13 protein-coding genes are annotated in these 19,347 nt (G+C 28.8%); 7 read left to right on the top strand and 6 right to left on the bottom strand.

The window, feature by feature from the left end; genetic code table 11:
* The first annotated feature begins 77 nt into the window (after positions 1-77).
* The 5 genes from ACXLDF_RS12145 to ACXLDF_RS12165 all read left to right on the top strand — a co-directional run bounded on the left by ACXLDF_RS12145 (position 78) and on the right by ACXLDF_RS12165 (position 7,400).
* On the top strand, positions 78-971 hold the full coding sequence (locus ACXLDF_RS12145; RefSeq protein ID WP_457558801.1) for a hypothetical protein: 894 nt from the start codon (positions 78-80) through the stop codon (positions 969-971).
* Positions 972-1,235: 264 nt separating this feature from the next.
* Positions 1,236-3,887: a hypothetical protein gene (locus tag ACXLDF_RS12150; RefSeq protein ID WP_457558802.1), complete on the top strand. Its 2,652-nt coding sequence runs from the start codon at positions 1,236-1,238 to the stop codon at positions 3,885-3,887.
* 87 nt (positions 3,888-3,974) lie between these two features.
* A complete protein-coding gene (locus ACXLDF_RS12155) occupies positions 3,975-4,721 on the top strand; it encodes an ABC transporter ATP-binding protein (RefSeq protein WP_457558803.1) in 747 nt (248 codons plus the stop codon).
* Between the two features lie 33 nt (positions 4,722-4,754).
* The gene (locus ACXLDF_RS12160; RefSeq protein ID WP_457558804.1) at positions 4,755-6,626 is read left to right on the top strand and encodes a hypothetical protein; all 1,872 of its coding nucleotides are present in this window, start codon (positions 4,755-4,757) and stop codon (positions 6,624-6,626) included.
* A 9-nt stretch (positions 6,627-6,635) separates the two neighbouring features.
* Positions 6,636-7,400 carry a hypothetical protein gene (locus tag ACXLDF_RS12165; RefSeq protein ID WP_457558805.1) on the top strand — a complete coding sequence of 255 codons (765 nt, stop codon included), beginning with the start codon at positions 6,636-6,638 and terminating at the stop codon, positions 7,398-7,400.
* Here the strand turns inward: ACXLDF_RS12165 and ACXLDF_RS12170 are convergent.
* The 3 genes from ACXLDF_RS12170 to ACXLDF_RS12180 are packed head-to-tail and all read right to left on the bottom strand — an operon-like array spanning position 7,393 to position 11,327.
* Positions 7,393-8,097: a Mov34/MPN/PAD-1 family protein gene (locus ACXLDF_RS12170; protein WP_457558806.1), complete on the bottom strand. Its 705-nt coding sequence runs from the start codon at positions 8,095-8,097 to the stop codon at positions 7,393-7,395. The genes ACXLDF_RS12165 and ACXLDF_RS12170 overlap by 8 nt on opposite strands.
* A gap of 4 nt (positions 8,098-8,101) precedes the next feature.
* On the bottom strand, positions 8,102-8,578 hold the full coding sequence (locus tag ACXLDF_RS12175) for an HAD family hydrolase (RefSeq protein WP_457558807.1): 477 nt from the start codon (positions 8,576-8,578) through the stop codon (positions 8,102-8,104).
* Between the two features lie 43 nt (positions 8,579-8,621).
* The gene (locus tag ACXLDF_RS12180; RefSeq protein WP_457558808.1) at positions 8,622-11,327 is read right to left on the bottom strand and encodes a type ISP restriction/modification enzyme; all 2,706 of its coding nucleotides are present in this window, start codon (positions 11,325-11,327) and stop codon (positions 8,622-8,624) included.
* Positions 11,328-11,464: 137 nt separating this feature from the next.
* Between ACXLDF_RS12180 and ACXLDF_RS12185 the strand changes: the two genes are divergently transcribed.
* Complete coding sequence (locus tag ACXLDF_RS12185) at positions 11,465-13,852, top strand: N-6 DNA methylase family protein (RefSeq protein WP_457558809.1); 2,388 nt, start codon at positions 11,465-11,467, stop codon at positions 13,850-13,852.
* A gap of 96 nt (positions 13,853-13,948) precedes the next feature.
* Here ACXLDF_RS12185 and ACXLDF_RS12190 read toward each other — a convergent pair whose 3' ends face one another.
* On the bottom strand, positions 13,949-14,200 hold the full coding sequence (locus tag ACXLDF_RS12190) for a ubiquitin-like protein (protein WP_457558810.1): 252 nt from the start codon (positions 14,198-14,200) through the stop codon (positions 13,949-13,951).
* A 148-nt stretch (positions 14,201-14,348) separates the two neighbouring features.
* Between ACXLDF_RS12190 and mutL the strand changes: the two genes are divergently transcribed.
* Entirely contained in the window at positions 14,349-16,523 is a 2,175-nt protein-coding gene (mutL, locus tag ACXLDF_RS12195) for a DNA mismatch repair endonuclease MutL (protein ID WP_457558811.1), read from the top strand.
* Between the two features lie 23 nt (positions 16,524-16,546).
* Here the strand turns inward: mutL and ACXLDF_RS12200 are convergent, their stop codons facing one another.
* Entirely contained in the window at positions 16,547-17,656 is a 1,110-nt protein-coding gene (locus ACXLDF_RS12200) for an NAD(P)/FAD-dependent oxidoreductase (RefSeq protein WP_457558812.1), read from the bottom strand.
* A 99-nt stretch (positions 17,657-17,755) separates the two neighbouring features.
* A complete protein-coding gene (locus ACXLDF_RS12205; RefSeq protein WP_457558813.1) occupies positions 17,756-18,997 on the bottom strand; it encodes a nitrilase-related carbon-nitrogen hydrolase in 1,242 nt (413 codons plus the stop codon).
* Between the last annotated feature and the right edge of the window lie 350 nt (positions 18,998-19,347).

The raw sequence follows: 19,347 nt of genomic DNA on the forward strand, positions 1-19,347 counted from the left end.
GAAATCGCTCACCCTGAATTTGAAACTTTCCAAAATGGATAAAATTTCAAAAAGAATAAATATTTACGGGAATAATTATGATGAACCAAAAAAAGAAAATATTATTTAAAACGATTTTTTTATGTTTTGTATTTTTAAATAGTAGCAATTTTAAATATGTCCATTCTTTTTCCACCACGAGTCCTAAAACATATATAGATAGTTTAGAATTAGTATATGGTCTCGAGAGTTACGTCCTTAATGAAAATGGAACAATAATTGTCGATACAATTGAAAATGAAAACAATTCCCTTTTAAGAATAATTCAAACCAGGGATTACAATTCTTTATTAGAATTATCAAGTTGTAAGTTTGAATTTAATAGATATAACCAAACTTATTTCAAAGTCGATATTGATATTATTTCATTTAACTATTCTTGGTCTGGATTTCTTTATTATAATGAAAATGAAGGGTATTTTTCATCAGAACTATTACATTTTCCTATGTATTGCCCTTTGATAATTGATTTTGATCAAATAAAAACAACTAAACCATTCGCTACTTCAATACGAGAGAATTATATTGAATTATTTGAATCAGGAGATTATATCAAAATTGGAGAAGCTCTTTCTATTGATGATCCTACTCCTTTTATCTCACAATCTGTAAATCAAAGAGAAGTAAAAGTCTATCAAGATATAAACCATAACTATTTTGTTACCTCCTTATTTTATGAAGAAGAAACTGGAATATTACTAAGTGGAAGATTGCCTGGCAACTGTTTTGGAAGTTTATTGCAGACTCTTATGGGGAATCACACATGTTATGTTTCTAATCCAAACTTATTTCTCGTATCTTCCAGCGTATCTTTTAAATCTCCTATTTCAGGATCCTCAATTTTCCAGATTATATTATTTGTCGGGTTGTTTTTAGGAATTCCATTAGGTTTCACTCTCTATTATATTAAAAATAAGAGAAAAAAGAAATAATAGTTAGATAAGCGATGATTAAAGAAACAAAATCATAGGAGAGTTAAGAAAAAATTGAAATTTAAAATAGCTAATGCTAATAGTTTTTCTAAAATTAATAAACCTCTTTTTAATAGGAGTTTAAAATTAGCATTATTTTTTTTATTTATCTTATTTTTCATAAATTTTGTCGCAGTGCTTAATGAATATCGAATCATTCTTGAAAAATATGAAAAAAATGACCATTTTTTTGATATTAAATGGGAAAGGGGAATTCAATCTGGAATGACCATTGGGATGATGCCTGCTAACATAAATTATTCGTTTAAAGAAGATTTTTTACCTTTGAATTCAGAATTAAAATCAGGAGAATTATTTTGGAGTTTATCTCCTCATAACAATTTTGATTGGATTAATTACAATTGTACTCCACCTTGTGTACCTCCTAAAGATCCACTAAGATATAATATCTTATGGCTTTCTAATTATTCTTCTCTATTTCAAGAAGGAAAAAATGTATTTAAATTAATAAAAGGAAATTTTCCCCAAAATAGTTCTGAAATCTTAGCAGATGGGAGGTTTTATAACGAGAGCGATGTCAGAAAAGTAATATTATTATATAATAAGAAGCTAAATAGTGCGAAGAATGTATCTATTTCAGGTATATTTAATATTACAGATACATGTGTAATCAAGGAATTGTATGGAAAAGCAGGATTTGATGAAATAAAGATTAATTATGATAGACCTATGATTTTTGCACATATTGATTTTGGAATTCAAATTTTGAATAATTTTACTTATCTCTTTAATTCAGATGATGAATATACTCGTGAAATTCCAATGACAATTCATATCTTTTATAAAGTTTTTACTTCAATTTCCAGTATTCATCAATTGGCAACCATAGAAAATGAGATTCAAAGCATAAATTCTAAGATATTGGCATTAAATTTCAAGGATTATTATTTTATGGGTGGTAATGGTAAATTAGTGCAAGCTTTAACAGATTTAGATGAATTTAATCAATTATTGAAACGACTCTTTTTATGGAATACCATATCAATTTTTAATTTTGAGATATTCCTTTTTATCCTTTTGCAGCGAAATTTGAAAGAAGATAGTAAAATTATACAGAAGCAATTAGAATTTGGTTTAAGTTCTTCAAATCTTGAGAAAATTGTTTCAAAATCATTTTTAAAGAAGGTTAGTTTTTATTTTGGATTGCTAGTAGTTTTAGCCATTGGTATAACTTTTATTTTGATTTCAACAAAATTGAGAGCAAATTTTATAATATCTCTTTTTTTTACGACAATAATATACTTGATTATTAATTATTTCAACTTTAAATATACATTAAGAAAAAATCTTCATTTCATTCAAGATAAAAACTCAAAACAGTTATATTTATCTGATGAACAAGATTTTATTTCATATATTAAAGCAAAAAAAGCTTGGAAACGAGGGATTATTTTATTTTTATTAACTGGCTACCTTATAGGTTTCTTGGTATTAATGTGGAATCAAAATTTAGTAAGTAGTAACATTATCTTTCTACCTTATATTTCATCTTTAATTAGTTTTTTTCTGCCTCAGTGGATTATAGGGTTATATTTATTATGCTTTTTTGGTACACTTTTACTTCGTCCTTTGTTTAAATATATTTCATTGAAAATTCAAATCCTGTTTTGGAAAATTCAAAAAAATAAAATAGGCTTATGGTTATTTCCTAGAATCACAAATAATAAAAAGGGGATTAAATCATTCACATTTATCGTTACGATGCTACTTTGCTTTAATATCTTATTTTGTGCAGGTTTTCAAAAATTTTTTCTTAAAAGCGAAGCAGATCAAGAAGAATTAAATTGGGCAAGCTTTAATTTAAATTGTGAATTTAGGTTTAGCCCCTTTTCAGATGAATATTCATATGAATCTGTTCAACAAAATATATCATCCTTAGAAACTCAACTAAAAAGTGCTAATACCATTCAAATTGCTTATGGAAATGCATATTCATATGGTTTTGCTTTTATTAATCCATCTGAATACTCACGCCATGTGCCAAAAAACTTGATTAAAATTTCATCATCAGTTAAAAATATAGAAGACTTAGATCAATCTGAAAATGAATGTTTTATTTCAAAAGAACTTGCAAAAAAAGAGGGTTTATCTGTTGGAAATTATATTACATTGGCTGCTTTTGATAATCAAAATTTTTTAATTGTTGGAATAATCGAGCGGGCTCCGTTATTAAAAATTGATATAGCACCAGAAGAAATTCAGATTGTTTTATCATTTAACTTACTTTTTGGAAATTATATGCAATCATTTCATGTTTTTTTTGAGGTGCCTGCTACAGTTAATCTACAAGATTTTCAATATTCTCTATATGTTTCTAAAGATCCACTAATTGAATCTATTTCAATTCGACAAGAATCTTTTTCTTTTAATGACTTACCTTTTTTAATTCGTTTCATGCAATTACAGAATATTTTAAATTTTTTATGCTTAGGAATGCTATGGTGGAATAATGGATATGACTATTATAAATTGAGATATAAAGAATTTGATCGATTAAAATGGTATGGTTATTCAAAAAAAAATTTGAATCAATCTGTGTTTACTGAAATGTTTGCTGATAATTTTAGCATTTTTATAATATACGCTTTAATATTTAGTATAATTTTAGTTTTTATTCGCCAAATTTTTGTATTATTCTTCAATTTAAATTACTCTTGGCCAACTTATTTTTCATTAAACAAATTAGATTTATATTACAATGATAAAGTATGTATTCATGGTTACTCAATAAGTAAAACTTCCTATGTCTCTTTTTATTTCCCTCTTGAGTTCTTCCTAATTCTAATTCAATTAGGGTTAATTTCTTTCATTTTTTTGATGAAACATCAATATCTCTTTAATAAAAAAAATCAATAAAAAAAAAATTAAGAAGTTAAAGAAGTTCTAGAAAAAAATATTAAAAATTAACAAAAAAAAAACCAGATACAACGAAGATGTGTTAAAATGAATCAAATCTCTTACGAAGCTGAATTATTGGAAATAAAAGAATCTTGGCAAGAAAATCTTCTCTATTCTCTGAAAGAGATTTTTATGATATATAAATCAAAATATGTAGAAACTGTAGCGCTGCAAAATTTGAATATGAAAATCTTTCACGGAGAGATTTTATCTATTATGGGACCTAGTGGTTCAGGAAAATCATCACTTCTAAATATATTAAGCGGAATTTTATCTCCAACAGTTGGTCGAGTCTACTTTAATCAAGATATTAAGGTTAAAAATATAATAGAAATTGCGAAATTTGATGTAGAAGCTCGTACAAATTTTAGGCGAAAAAACATCGGCTATGTATTTCAAGATCCAAATTTATTTGAATACTTAACAGTCGAAGAAAATGTTCAAGTTCCTCTTTTAATCCAAGGAAAAGATGTAAATGATAATCATGATTGGATTTCTGAAGTGTTAACTTCTTGCGGTATAGAACATCGAAGAAGCTATAAAATTGAGCAACTAAGCGGTGGTGAACGTCAAAGAGTGCAAATTGCTTGTGCGATAATATCCAGACCAAAAATCTTAATTGCAGATGAACCTACTGGAAATTTAGATGCAGCTAATGCTCTTAAAATTTTTGACCTTTTTCGATCAATTAATGAAAAATATTCCACTACGATGGTAATTGCTACACATGATGAGAAGATTTCTAAATATGCAACTAGAAAACTAGTTATAGAAAATGGCTCAATAAAGTAATTTCAATCAATAGAAATGAATGAGGTTTCATTAATGAAAAACTTCAATAAACTCATAAAAGGTGAGCAAAAAGTTGTACTTTTTATTTCTTTATGTTTTTGTGTTTCTTCTTCTATTTTAATTCCATTCTGGAGCAGTGAAATTCAATATCTTGATAATTTATCAAATTATCGTAAGAATGGTGTGGATATGAACGTTAATTTTTCTACAAAAATTGGAACTCCATGGTCAACTTTAAATAATCCAAAGTTAAATTTAGTAAATCAAAAGTATGCATCAAAATTCAATATATCAACTAATATATTCTATTTTGCTGATATTATTATTAATTCAAATAATATGTCTCATATTGTGAGATTCATTTCTATTCCTTGTCCTTTATTAGAATTAAATGAGATTTTTCAAGGATTATTTGAATCTAAAAAAAATACAAGTTCATTTCCTGAAAATGGGGATTTTTTCATTTTTCAAAAAGAAAATTCTTCTCTTTTAAATCCTCTCTTTTCTAAAAATGGAACCAAAATTTCAATTAAAGGGGTAAATATATACAATGAATCAGTTATAATTGAGGGAATTGGAGAAAATTACTTTAATGGTTCTCTTTATGACGAATATCAAACTCTATTTTCTTCAAAATGCTTTTATTCTGAAATATTCAATGAAATTGAGCCAATACAAGATTATATATTCTTAACTCAAGAAAAAATGTATGAATTATTTAAAAATTACTCATTACCTGTATATGGGACACTTCTTTTAAATTTTGGAATTAAAAATTTCACCCTTTTACACCTTAGATATATTAATCAGTTATATTCTTTACCCATTGAAGAAATTATTTATGATCATAGTTTTGAAAGATTAGATATTAATTATAATGAAGGAATTATCTGTTACTTAAAAGGAAATACGGGATATATGGTCAATTTATATCTAAAACTAATTATTATTCTTGGATTATGTGTTATTTTAATTTTAATTATTTCCCAAGATGTTTTAAAAAGATATTTTGATAAACAAGATTTACTTTTTTTCAGACTTAAAAAATATGGAGTTAATATTGTTTCTTTTAGTTCTAAGGTAGAAAAGGATTTTATTTTAAAATTTTTACTTAAAATTTTAATACCAATAATCATCTTTACAATTGTTTTTTCTATTTGGCTAAGCTTTACTAAAATAAATATTATTTCATTATTTTTTCAAGGTTTTGTTTTCTTTGGATTAAGGTTGTTAATTTATTTCCTTTTCTTAATTACATCAATAATTTTAATTTTTCATAATGAATACCAGAAACATTCTGTAGCAACAATGTTTTCAATAAACAAAACAGATAATATCTATTCAAAAATTCCAATTATTAAGGAACTAATTAATAATATTAAGATGAGGTGGATTTTTTTTGCTTTTACAGGAATTATCCTATGCATTATTACTTATTTGTTATATTCTCCAATATCTCTTATTCGTCCATCTAATATTAAATCGATTTTTGAGATAATATTAATCGATTTAGTTCCAATTATTTTTATCATAATATTTTCCATTGGATTTTCAACCATTTTTTCTTCTAAAACAAAAAGAATTATTAATGATCTCGGTATCACTTTGACATCTTTTGGAATTTTTAAAGATCGATATAAAAAAGGATTAGTTTTGTTATGGAAAAAAAGAAATCAGCAAGGAAATTTGCCTAAATCTATTCTATTAATATCAATCATTCTTTTCTCTTTTCTCGGAATGAATTATATTCAAGAAAAAAATTATTTTAATGAAAAGCAAATCTATATAAAGAACGATATTCGAGTTGATATTCAATTTAAAGATAATAAATTTGCTGTGAGTGATTATTTTAATATTTCAAAAATGCCAGATCATCAAATTCTTAGAGGAATTATCTGTCAGTGAATAAATGGGATGAATTTTGAAAAAGTTAATATTTTATGGATAGAAAACAAAACAAATTTTATTCAGGGTTTTAAATCTCCCAATATAAATTCTTATATTTTTGCCGAATCCGGTTTAGTATTTCGAAGTTCTTATTATCAAGCAAATAATCTTGGATCATCTTTTATTTTTTATATTAATTCTTCAACCCATCTTATCCAGCAACCAATTTATGCACATTCTTCAGAATTTCCAGGTGCATTTTGTAGGTTAAAAGGATATCAAGATATTGATACTGTTTGGTGGACAAATGATACTCTAGAGCAATTCATCAATTATTACAATCCAAAAATAGTGAAAGAAATTTTCTATATCGAGTTAGAAAACACATACTTATCATCAGATTATAAAGAAAATCTTGATACAGTTAATTCATGGATTCTTAAAGAGATTTTAGATGATAATTATATTAAAAAAATTGATTTTAAAAATTACCAAGATGTAGAAAAACCACTTTCTATTTTCGATGATTACTGGATTTATATTTTCAATATTTGTTGGTTGACTTTACTTCTCATTTTTATTCGATACAAAGATGATGAGAATTACATATTCCAACAAGATACTTTATCCATTCTTGATAAATATGGCAATTCTTATTCTAATTTAAGATATATAAAAAATATACAAAATTTTATCAACTTCATACTAATTCTTTTAATTTCGATTAGTATTAGCGCAATTACAAGCGTTTTAAGTTATATATTTATTTCTAATAGTTATTTTTTTAGATAGAAAAGGATTCTTGATCTTCATCATACTCCGAAAAATTAATCATATGCACTTCAAATGGAATAGGTTCCCCTTTGAAATTATAAACACCCAATGTACTTACATTGAAGGGTGCTCCGATAATTATATTTACATAGAAATTTTTGAATGTGCGTAAATCTGCTCTACTTGGGTGATAGTTTGGAGTGGGGTGAGAATGGCATGTGGCAATCAAAGTATGATCTCCTCGAATTCTACTTGGGAAAAATACTGCCGAGATTGCTGATGATTCCATGCCTGGTGCAATAACATATTCATGTAATACTCCATTGACAATTCGCAGCAGACAAAAGAATTCTTTAGGATAAGATGTTTTCGCCATGTAGCAAATATCTTGAATTACCTTATCAGAAAAATGCACCTTTTTTCCTGCAATTGTTTCAAATCCACGTTGTAATGCATGAAGAATTTGAATCATATTTACAGGATTTTTAGGATCCCAATTTCTATAGAGTGGAAGAAAATATTCAAAACCTCCAAATGCACGTTTAAATGATTTGGGAAGGATTATTTTTGGTTTTTTTGGATATTTACGTAGATCAATTGTAATTGATGTATTAGGAAACAGTGGAACATTCAAAATTGCTTCTTTTTCAAGAGAACTTTCTGGAAACAATTCTATAATATTCGCAATTTGTTCATCGAGATCAAAATTTTCCATTTTTTTACCCCCGTAATGTAGCTCTCATTGTTTGTGGATATAATAGTAAATTTAATGCATCGCAGGCAGAGGTTACTATAATATCTGCATTTAATATTGCTTCACGCGCAGCCCCTTCTGCACCTAAAATGGCTATGCCAATCTTAGCATTTTTCAACATTTTGTAATCGTTTCTTCCATTACCTATGGCAACTACATGTTCGTTCCCAAGTTTTTGAACAAAATTTGCCTTTTCTTCTGCGCCATTTATTTTATTCTTTACAAGATGTAAATGTATTCCCAATTCTCCAGCGATTTTTGTGCCTGTTCCAAATGTATCTGAAGAGAGTAGATAAATTTCCAGCTTTGATTTTAATTGGATAATTAATGGAATTATTGAAGGATCGATTTTTCCTTGAGTAGCAATTGTTCCATTTAAATCCATTACTAAATATTCAATCGAAAATTCACCGAAATCTTCAATATCTATTTTGATTGGCATAATTCTCTTCTCACTCTTAATAGAACCTAACATTTTACTGCATCTAAATTTGATGGAAATCTGGTAATTCAGTTAATGAGCAATATTTTTCAACTTCTTCAGATACATCATAGGTTATAATTAAAGTTTGAGTAATTACGTAGTAAATCGCACAAAATTCTAAAAAATGATGTGATTTCCAATTTGATTCTAATTTCTTCATTTTATGGGCTTTCAACCAATTTTTTATTATAGGTACACTACCAATCTTGAAATTCCATAAATTTAATGGAAGTTGTATGCTAATTTGCCTTTTTTTTGAAATGTCTTTTTTAATATAGAAAAGATTTAACTGTTGCTGAACAGGTTCATAACGAAATGAATGCAAATAGCGTTCTTCAGGGATTTTATAGAAAAATTTTGCTAGTAATTCTTTTATTGCTTGAACATCTTGAGCTGTAAAATTACCAATATGAAGATCTTTGCATCTTTTACCAGAGACAGCAATTAATTTTATCAGCTTTTCTGATTTAGGATGAGGGATTATTAAAATTTTCGGATATTCGTGCAGTAGAACTGGCAAGAAGTGTTTTCCATAATAATCAGACAGAAGTAATCCATATATAAAATTCAATATTGTATCTAAATTTATATTTGGGATTATTTGCTTGAATTTTGTTACAATTTCATCTTTTAAGTTTGATTTTCCATCGATATACCAAGGTGCGACCTTTGATGTTGAATATCCAAATAATCCTGAGTCTACCATGCCATACGTTATCCAAAAATGTCTAAAAGGTGGTTTTTGAACGGATTGGACAAAATTATAGGCTAATTTTTCTTGATCTACAATGTTTTCAAAGTAATCTGAAAGTTTTGTCTTTTTCTTTTTACTGTATGATAATTCTCGAAATTTCTCGGACCAAAATATTTTTTCAGAAAAAATATGATCTATAGTAATTGATTTACCGCATCTTCGGTTTATTGTGTAAAAAATCGTTGACCTTATATCTAGAGGGCGATAATTTATGGGAGAAATACTCTCTTTCATCTTAGTAAAACTAAAAGATTGAAGCGTTGATTCGTTTTCTAATAGTGGGTCAAATACTTTTCGAATTCGTCCTAATTTACGTAACTTTGAAAAATCCTTCTGTTCGAGAAGTCGAATATTTTCTTGAAGTTTTTTAGCATCTGAATGCACCATAAATCGATCTCGTGATGATATCATTGCTCGATTTGATTTGAAAAAGCATTCTGGAAGAGAAATACCGAATTGATTCCATAATTGTTTGAAATTTAAAGGAATATCAATGGGTATATATAAGAATTTTGGAGGGGTTAAATCAAATTCTTGGAAAGTTAAGGATTGGAATCCATTATGAAGAATTTTTTTAATTTTTTGAATGGATCCTGTAAGCATTAAGTAATTTACTTTACTGGTATTTATGTTTTGACTGAAATTAGATTTTTTAATTCTTTGATTACTTTTTTCTTTTTTTCTTGTTTTACAAAAAAAACTTATACACACACCAGTCTTAATATTAAAAATGTTGGCATTTCCTTCATTTGCGCTATTTTTTGGGTTTCGTACATCTCCAAACAGATCGATTATATAAATTTTATCAAATGAATTTGCCATTGCTTGACGAAATCCATAGAAAATCTTGCCATCCAAAAATTTTCTGTTAGAAATGAAGGCAATTATTCCCATTCCATGTTGTTCCAACAACCAATCACTATATCTAAAGAATTTTACGTAATCATCATACAATCTGGTTAAATTTGGTTCTGGAACCGCGTATTTCTGCATTAGATTTGTTATCCAACCTTCTTTATTGGCACTCGAAACTGAATATGGGGGATTTCCAACAATTATTAAAGGAATTCTATCAGAGGTGTTATCTTCTCGAAACATTTTTAAGTTGATTGGCTCTAAAGCAGAATTGAATGAAATTTTTATAATTTGGTTTAATTCCTTAATTTTATATAATGATTTTAGATATTCAGTCAATATCATGCCAATGAAATAGATTTCTGGCTTAATTTCATTTCCATACATTTTTATGTTTATTTGAGGTGAATTAATGTTTTTATTATATGAATTAATCCTTTGCATGAATCCAATTTCAAAACTTAGTGGGCCAACGGCAGGATCATAATAAATGTAGTTTGATGAAGCTAAACCTTCGGGTAGAGCGAATAGTTTCTTTAACAATGAATCAATTGTGTCTAGAATAAACAAAACAATAAATGCTGGAGTGAAGATTATTCCTAATTGTTGTCTATGTTGACGATCATATTCTTTTAAAAAAGGGATGTATATCTCATTAAGAATAAGTTCTGATAATTTTGAAATAGATATTTTTTGCAAGTTAGAAAATATGCTATTATTCTTATCCTTTCTATTAGTATCTTTATTAAGAATAAAAGAAATAATTGGAAATTGATTAAGTTTGTCTATAAATTGTTTCTTTTTTTGTATAATTTGTGGATATCCTTGATTTTTACACCAAGTTTCAAATTGGATTAGAAATTTCGATAATTTATCTGATTCAAGATAGAGTGAATTGCTTAATATAGAAATAAAAGGAATTGTATGTGCAAAAATTTTTGGTAACTGAGATTTCTCGCATTTCGTCAATTCCATAAATGGAAAGATTTCGATCAATTGAATAATGGGTGAGTCATTTGATTTTGATATTATATCATGAATGACTTGGTCAATACTCTCTGCATATTCAATAACGATATGCAAAAGTTTTTTTTCCATTACTTATTTTTAAGAACATCAAGAATTTAAAATTTAATGAAAACATGGGCAAAATGATCAAATTTTAAGGTACATATGAGAAATTTTGCTTGGGTAATCAAGATACTATAATGCATTGATGATTATTGGTTGGAATTATGGAAGAATTTAAGACTATCTGGCATGAATGGCAGGAACACTTCCAAATTTCATCTTCGCTATCTGAATATGACGATAGTGTGAATAATCGCTCCTTTAGATTTTTCTTAATAATTATTATACTATTAAAGGTAGAAATTATTTCATATAAAAATAAGAAAATCTTGTCGAATGTTGCTTATTTACTTCACATTTTTCAAGAACTTTTAAAACAATTGGGTGAAGATCCATCAGATTTTCGTGATCTACTTTATCCTCTTATAACAAGAAAAAAAAAAGTGGATAATCTTGAGAACTCTGAAAAAACTGAAAAACTTATTCGCTCTTATAATTCTGATAAATTGCTTATTTTTTATCAAAAACTCCAACAACAAGTAAAAAAAAATAGTCTACACGCGCTTTTTTCATACTATTATCAATGTTTTTTGGAAGATCGCCATAATCAAGGTAATTTCTTTACTCCTTCTTGGCTGGTTAAATTTCATTTAAAACAACTTGTCAATATTATTAGTCAACATTATGGAAAATCGACTCAAACCTTGAAAATAGCCGATATTTCATGTGGGACGGGTATTTTTTTACTCGAATCTTGTTCATATTTTTCTTCTCATGAAATTTACGGCTTTGATCTCGATCCACTTGCTGTCGAACTTTGCCGCTTAAATTTACTATTAAAGCAAAAATCTTTTCTTATTCAAGATTGCTCGAAATTAGAGCAAGAACCTCAGATATCTTCCAAATCTATTCGTTCTTCGAATTTTCGATCTTGGAAAATATCATATCAAGACTCAATTAAGGATCCGATCATTCCCAAAAAATTTCATCTTTTAATTGGAAATCCTCCTTGGGGTATTTCATTAGAACCTTACAAACATTTGTTCTCTCTTCATTTTCCATTTCTCCTTAGGAATTCTATAAAATCTACTAAAAATATAACTTATTCTAAATTTTCGAATAATCGACATAAAATCTCTTCTTATTTTATTCGAGAGCAGGTGGATAGTGCTGCTTTATTTTTATGTCGAAATTTACAGTTGTTAATTAAAGATGGGATTTGTTCACTTATTTTACCTAGTAATCTTCTGTTAAATCCTAGTTATGAAGCTTTTCGCGCCAATATTCTCAGTCATTATTCATTACTGCAGATTTGTTATTTGGGTGAAAATATCTTTCCAGAAGTCACTCTCCCTTCGATGATTCTTACGATTCAAAATAGAAAAGTGTCCTCTAATCATATGATTGAAATTATACAAATTGAAGCGCCTAATTTTTCTTCGCCCAATTTGGATGAATTACAACCTAAAATTCTGCAAAAATATCTAATATCACAATATTCCTTTCAAAATAATCCTTTTTCAAACTTTACCATCTTTCTTCATTCTCAAAATAATGAAATTATTAGAAAAATTCAACAAAATAGTATTTATCGTGTTGGTGATTTTCTGAAAAATAGCAGAGGTGTCGAATTGGGTAAAAAAGGTAAAATTTGTAAATGCCCTCACTGTTCTAAATGGAATCCCCTTCCTTTATTCTTGAAGCGCGCTAAAGATGGTCAAAAAATTGCAAAATGTAATAATTGCGGCAAATATTACAAAAAAGATCAAATAAGAAAACATAAACAAATAATTTTTCAAACAGATGCTAAAAATTCAGACAAATTTCTTACTGATTCCAAGCATCCAGTTCGACCTTTATTGGTTGGAGAATCAATTAGAAAATTTTCTCTGCAATTAAATCATAAAATTATATTAGGATACCCTGGTATAAAATATAAATCTACTGAGATTTACAAACCACCTAAAATTCTCTTGCGTAAAACTGGTCGTGGAATTATTGGTGCAATTGACTATAAATCTCGTTATACATTGCAGGTTGTATACCAATTTATACAGAAATCTAATCTTTTTAATAAAAAGAAATCAATCTATTCTAATCAATTAGTCAATAATCAATCTATATCTCATAATCTTTCAATTCTTTCTGAATTTTCAGATAAGAAACCATTATCTACAGGAAAGTCAAACTTTCCACCATTTACCTTAGAATTTCTATTCGCAATTATTACTTCTAAGATGATGGAATTTTATTATTTTAACGTATTTGCAAATCCAAAGAAAAAAGCATTTCCTCATTTACTGCAAGCAAATATCCTTGCATTACCTATCCCTTTCATTGATTTAAATGATCCTAAATCTAAATTCAGCCAGTTATATCACCAAATTGTTTCATCTGTTCGCCAACTTAATTTTGAATGGATAAATCAAATAAAGTTAGATGTTAAAGAATTTTCTCAAAAAGATCTTATCGATTCAATAAACGATGCAGTGATGAAGATTTATTGTCTGAATTCGCATGATCAAGAAATAATTCGTTCATTTAAAATATAGATCGACTAGAGTTAAATAAATTAAAATTCCTGTAAATAAGATTGGAAAAAAGAATCGAAAAAAGCTGTGATAGTTCAAAAACTGAAATTTTCTATTTTAATACCCGCCAGCTTGTGTTGCCATGACTGTTACAATATCAGTCTTGGGATTTAACCCAATTTTTGAGAATTTAATATCATCTGCCAAAACTTTACCTTTGAAAATGAATTGGATGGCTAAAATTGGGTTCAACTTATATTCTTTTTGCACAATTTTCTTAATTTCTGCTACATTCTTACTTTGATCAACATCAATTAATTTAATGGCTTGATCAGGTGGTACTCCGGTTAAACGAAATCGCAGTTTCATGTTAAAATATGAGGCTTTGGTTACTTAAATTTTTTTGCTTCGCTTTTGGCGAAATTCAAAGCGTACTAATGCTTTAGTAAAAGAATTGAAAAATTTAATTTTCCACCTAAATAATAGCGCGAATAAGTTTTCTCCAAGGTTATCTGATATGAAAATAAAATTAATTGATGGATATGAAAAGATTGCAGCGGGAGAGGTTATTGAAAGACCTGCTTCTGTAGTGAAAGAGCTCGTTGAAAATGCCATCGATGCATGTGCTTCAAAGATTTTTATTTCTATAAAGAATGCTGGTAAAGATCTCATTCAAATTATTGATAATGGGAGTGGAATTGAAGCAGATGATCTTGAAATTGCTTTTCATCGACATACATCATCAAAAATCGAAACTGCAGATCAATTAGATTCAATCGGAACCTTAGGATTTCGAGGGGAAGCTTTAGCAAGTATTGCAGCAGTTTCACAGATAGAAATCACTTCTCGCCCAGCCACTCAAGAAAATGGAATGCGATTGCAGATGGAAGCAGGAAAAGTGCTTTCAAAAATTCCATGTGGCGCACCCGTTGGAACAGAAATAAAAATTAAGAATCTATTTTTTAACTTACCCGTCAGAAAGAAATTTATGCGCTCCAATCGGGTAGAACTTGGTCATATTACAGATATTGTAACCCGTTATGCTCTTGCTTACCCATTAATTCATTTTAAATTAGATCATAATAATCTAACTCTTTTAAATTCTCCACACTGGAGGGGAAAAGTAAAAAAAAGAAGTCCAAATCAAGTAGATGTTTCAATTCCTGATCAAAACCTAATAGATATTTATGGTTTCAGTATACAATCAATATATGGTAAGAAAATACAATCCCACCTTATCCCAATTGATATTGTTGGAGATAATTATCACATTTTTGGATTTGTTGGGCATCCTGAAATTGCACGCTCAGATAAAGGGGCTTCTTCATTATTTGTTAATCATCGCTTCGTAATCAGCAAAGAATTTTATACAATGTTGGCAGATATTTATAAAGATTATTTGATGCGCCATAAGTATCCTTTTTTTATTCTATTCCTAGAAACTTCCCCAGAAAATGTTGACTGTAACGTTCATCCCACGAAAAAAATAGTAAAATTTGTTAATCCCACCCAGTTTTTTTCACTAATCCAAGCATCTATAGGGAAAGTAATAAAAAACCATTTACGACAAGCATACAAGGATGTAAATGCATCTAGCAAGAAAAAACCTTCTTTTTCAGAAACAGCAATGGATTATTGGACACCAAGTTCAGCAAATTCAAGTGATTCAAGTGATTCAAGTAATTCAATAAATTCAACTAAGATTAATGCTTTAAGAATATCTACTGACTTAAATATATCTACGGGTTTAAAAAGTTCTAAACCTTCTAATTATTCCCGATCTTCAAGGGATATAAATAATAATGATGATATAGGGCAAGAAACTCCAAATATTTCAAAAAGAAAATCACAACCACCACAGCAAACTCATTTTATCTCTCCCTTAAAAAGAAAAAATGAAAAATTTGACCAAAAAATTGCAGAAAATAAAAGCCCATTTGTTGATCTATCAAAAGTATACAAAAAAATAGATAAATCTGGAGATCTCGATGATAAAATACACCGCTTAAAAGAAGGAAATCTAGTTCAAGATGAATCAGCATTTTCTTCCCAGATACAACCTGCTTTTTCTGAATTACCATATATTGCGGTCAAAAATCTTCCAACACTCTTTAAGTTAAACAGCGGAATTCAAGCTGGAAAAAATTATTTAGTTTTTCAAAGTGAAGATTCTTTGATTTTAATTGATCAACATGCTGCACACGAGCGAATTAATTATGAACGCGTTCAAAAATGGCAGAATTTAGATCAAGTCCCCATTCAGCGCTTAATTCTCCCTATTCAAATTGAAGTGGCACCTAATGAAGTAGATTTTGTCAAAGCGGTACTTTCAGATATGAAAAAGTATGGATTCGAATTGGATTTCTTTGGAGGTAATACTTTTTTACTCCGCACAATTCCTGCAATTTTACAACCAAAACATTTGAATCCCCAACTTATTATAGATCTTTGCTTAGAAATTATTCAAATGGGGAGAGAAAAGTCGTTCTCTGAAATAAAACGAGAAATATTACAGTATATCGGCTGTCATCAAAGTGTACGAGCTGGAGATGAAATCTGGGATGAAGCTAAAATAAAAAAAATAATCAAAGAATTGGATTCATGTGAAAATCCTCATCATTGTGCACATGGACGTCCAACATACATTAAGATACCATACAAAGATATTGATAGGTGGTTTCACCGCACTTAAAAAAGAAATTGCTTAATCGAGACTTAAGAGAGTAAATTTTGCATAATTATTTTAGAACTGCGATGTTTTTGCCAAAGAGCAAGAAAGTTCTTAAGAGATTTGTCATTTTGAAAAATCTTCGGCCTGAATTCGCGCTTTTTTTGTAAAACTGTCAAAAATGCCCCATTTAAACGATTTTGATATATATCTCCCATTTTTTCTTCTTTTCCCTTTTTTTCACAATAATGGATTGTTTTTATGGCTATTTCTGCTGACATCATCGCATATGGAATCCCCTTACCGCTAATAGGATCTACAAAACCCGCCACATCACCCACAGCAAATACGGAATCTCTATAGATTGTTGATCGTGTTCCAACTGGGATTAAATGCGGTGTATATCGGATTTTTTTGGCACCAGAGAGAGCTTGTTTGGTGAATGGGAGACGGATAAATTTTTGAAATTCTACACGTGAATTTTTAATTTTAGCGAGACTATTGCCCCAACCGACAGTAATCGTCTTGTTCTTTGGAAATAACCATGCATATCCTAAGGGAATAAAATTTTTAATACCGAAAAAGAGATGTACTTCTTCTTTTCCCAAAGAACTTTCAATTTTTTGGGGAGTTGATTCCATTTCTTGAGTAATTGTTAGAACTACATCATTGGGAGAAAAATTTGGCCAATCCAAAAAATGAAGGGTTGGTGAAGTAACTCCATCTGCTGCGATAACATATTTCGCTACTATGTGTTGGTGAGGGGTTCGAATGATGTAATGATTATCCTCTTTCTTAATAAATTGAAGAGGTTCATTGGAAAATAATTCTGAGCCACTTGCTAATGCCATTTTGGTGATAAAGAAATCTAACTTATTGCGCCATAATACTGCTCCTTTTCCTTTTTTTGTAAATCTTGACCCATCAATATGATGAAGTGTAAGATTTTCTATAATTCGATCTATTTGATCTTCAGGATAATGGAGTTTTTCAATTAGCTCCCATGCAACTGCACCGCCACATGCTTTATATCTTCCATTTTGAGAAAGATCTTCCTTTTCCAGAATTACGGTTGAATATCCTTTGTCTGCAGCAACTTTAGCGGCAATGGAACCTCCAGGTCCTGCCCCTATTACTGCTATATCAAAATCTTGCATTGTTTAAAGATTAGAATAATGTAAAAAAAAAGTTCTTCTTTTTTTTTAATGTGTGTGAGTTGTCGGTTAGCTTAAATCGATGGATTTTGTTCAAATCGCTTAATTTCTTTGATATTGCTTTACTATAACGTAGAGTGAGCCAATGATGCATAAACCGATAAAATATTCGCTTGTCCATTTATATACTGCGATATTCCGAAAAATCGGAATATCATACACCGAAATTGTGGTGGTACCAAGCCGTGAAATGTTTGAAGGAAATATTTCGCGCCCAAAAGCGTCACAAGCTATAGTTTTTCCTTGAAATGTTGGTTTGATTAGTGCATATCCATTTTCCACCGCTCGAAACGTGGCTAATTTTGAATGAGATGGATCGATCTGTTCCCAATCAAATGATGGTTGGATTACTAAATCTACTGAATTAGGAACGCGAAGATTCACAAAACTGTTAAATACTCCATCAAAACAAATGTATGTTGAAACTTGTATTGAATCGACCTCAATTTCTGGAGGATAACCTGATTGGTGTTCAAAATATGCAGTTGTTTCAATTCCAGAAATGAGGTTGTGTTTATTGTATTCTGCAACAAGATTTCCCTCAGAACTAAACCACCATAACTGATTTTTACTCGAACTTGATCCATACTCTTTTCCTGCTATGCAAAGATCGAAATTATATGTCTGACATGCATTTTCAAATCTACTAAAAACATCATTTTTCTCTGTAATATCAAAATAAAAACCGTATTCGTTATTTGAAACAATATCAGGCTTGTAAAGGGGACAATAAGTCTGAAATATATTCTCAAAATCATCAAGAGATCGAGACGCTCTTTCATCATCTATAATGGTCATTACCCGAACTGTTGTAGTGGCATGATGAGGAATTGATAGACGCACCAAACCAAAACCAAAAATCGAAAATATGCATATTGCGAGAACTTTAACCTGTTTTGATTTTAACATTTTCATCAATTTTAGTTTATATGTCGGTATTTTATGGAATTCTGCATTATTAATCATGTATACCAAGATTTCTGAAAATATTCCATTTACAAATGCAATACTAAATACCAATCCCCACAACCCAGTAAGTGAGATAATTTGCATTGATATTTTCCAATCAAATTGAGAATAAGCTATTGAACTCCATGTTCCAAATGGTGTTACTAAGGAACTGATAAATTCAAAAATACTGAAAAGTGATGCAAAGAGAAAAGATTTCATAATTGAAGGTATTTTTTTGGTAATAGTAGAGAAAACAAGAAAGGGAACAAATTTTAGGATTACATAACCCAAAATGGCCGCTGCTTGGAGAATTGGAACCAAAAAATCTATCATAGGTAGATAAGCTCAAGTGATTGCCCCTCCTAAAAGAATAATGGAAACTGGTAAAGAAATGATTTTTTTTGAGTTTCTATTAAATAAATAAATGTACTAAAGGCAATCCATGCACAAATTTCACAATTTATTTCTGAATAACATAAATATAGCATGATGAAGGATATTCCAGAAAAAAAATTTTTATAACTAAGGTGTAATTTCCAATTTTAAACATTTTTACAATTCTTAAGTTTACAAGTTAATGATCCGACAAAAATATTTTCTCAAAAATAATTAAAAATTTATCGATGAATACCACTTACAACAAAAAAGTTAGGGGGCATGTTTTATTAAACTTTTAGTAAATT

Source organism: Candidatus Harpocratesius sp. (assembly GCF_054039255.1).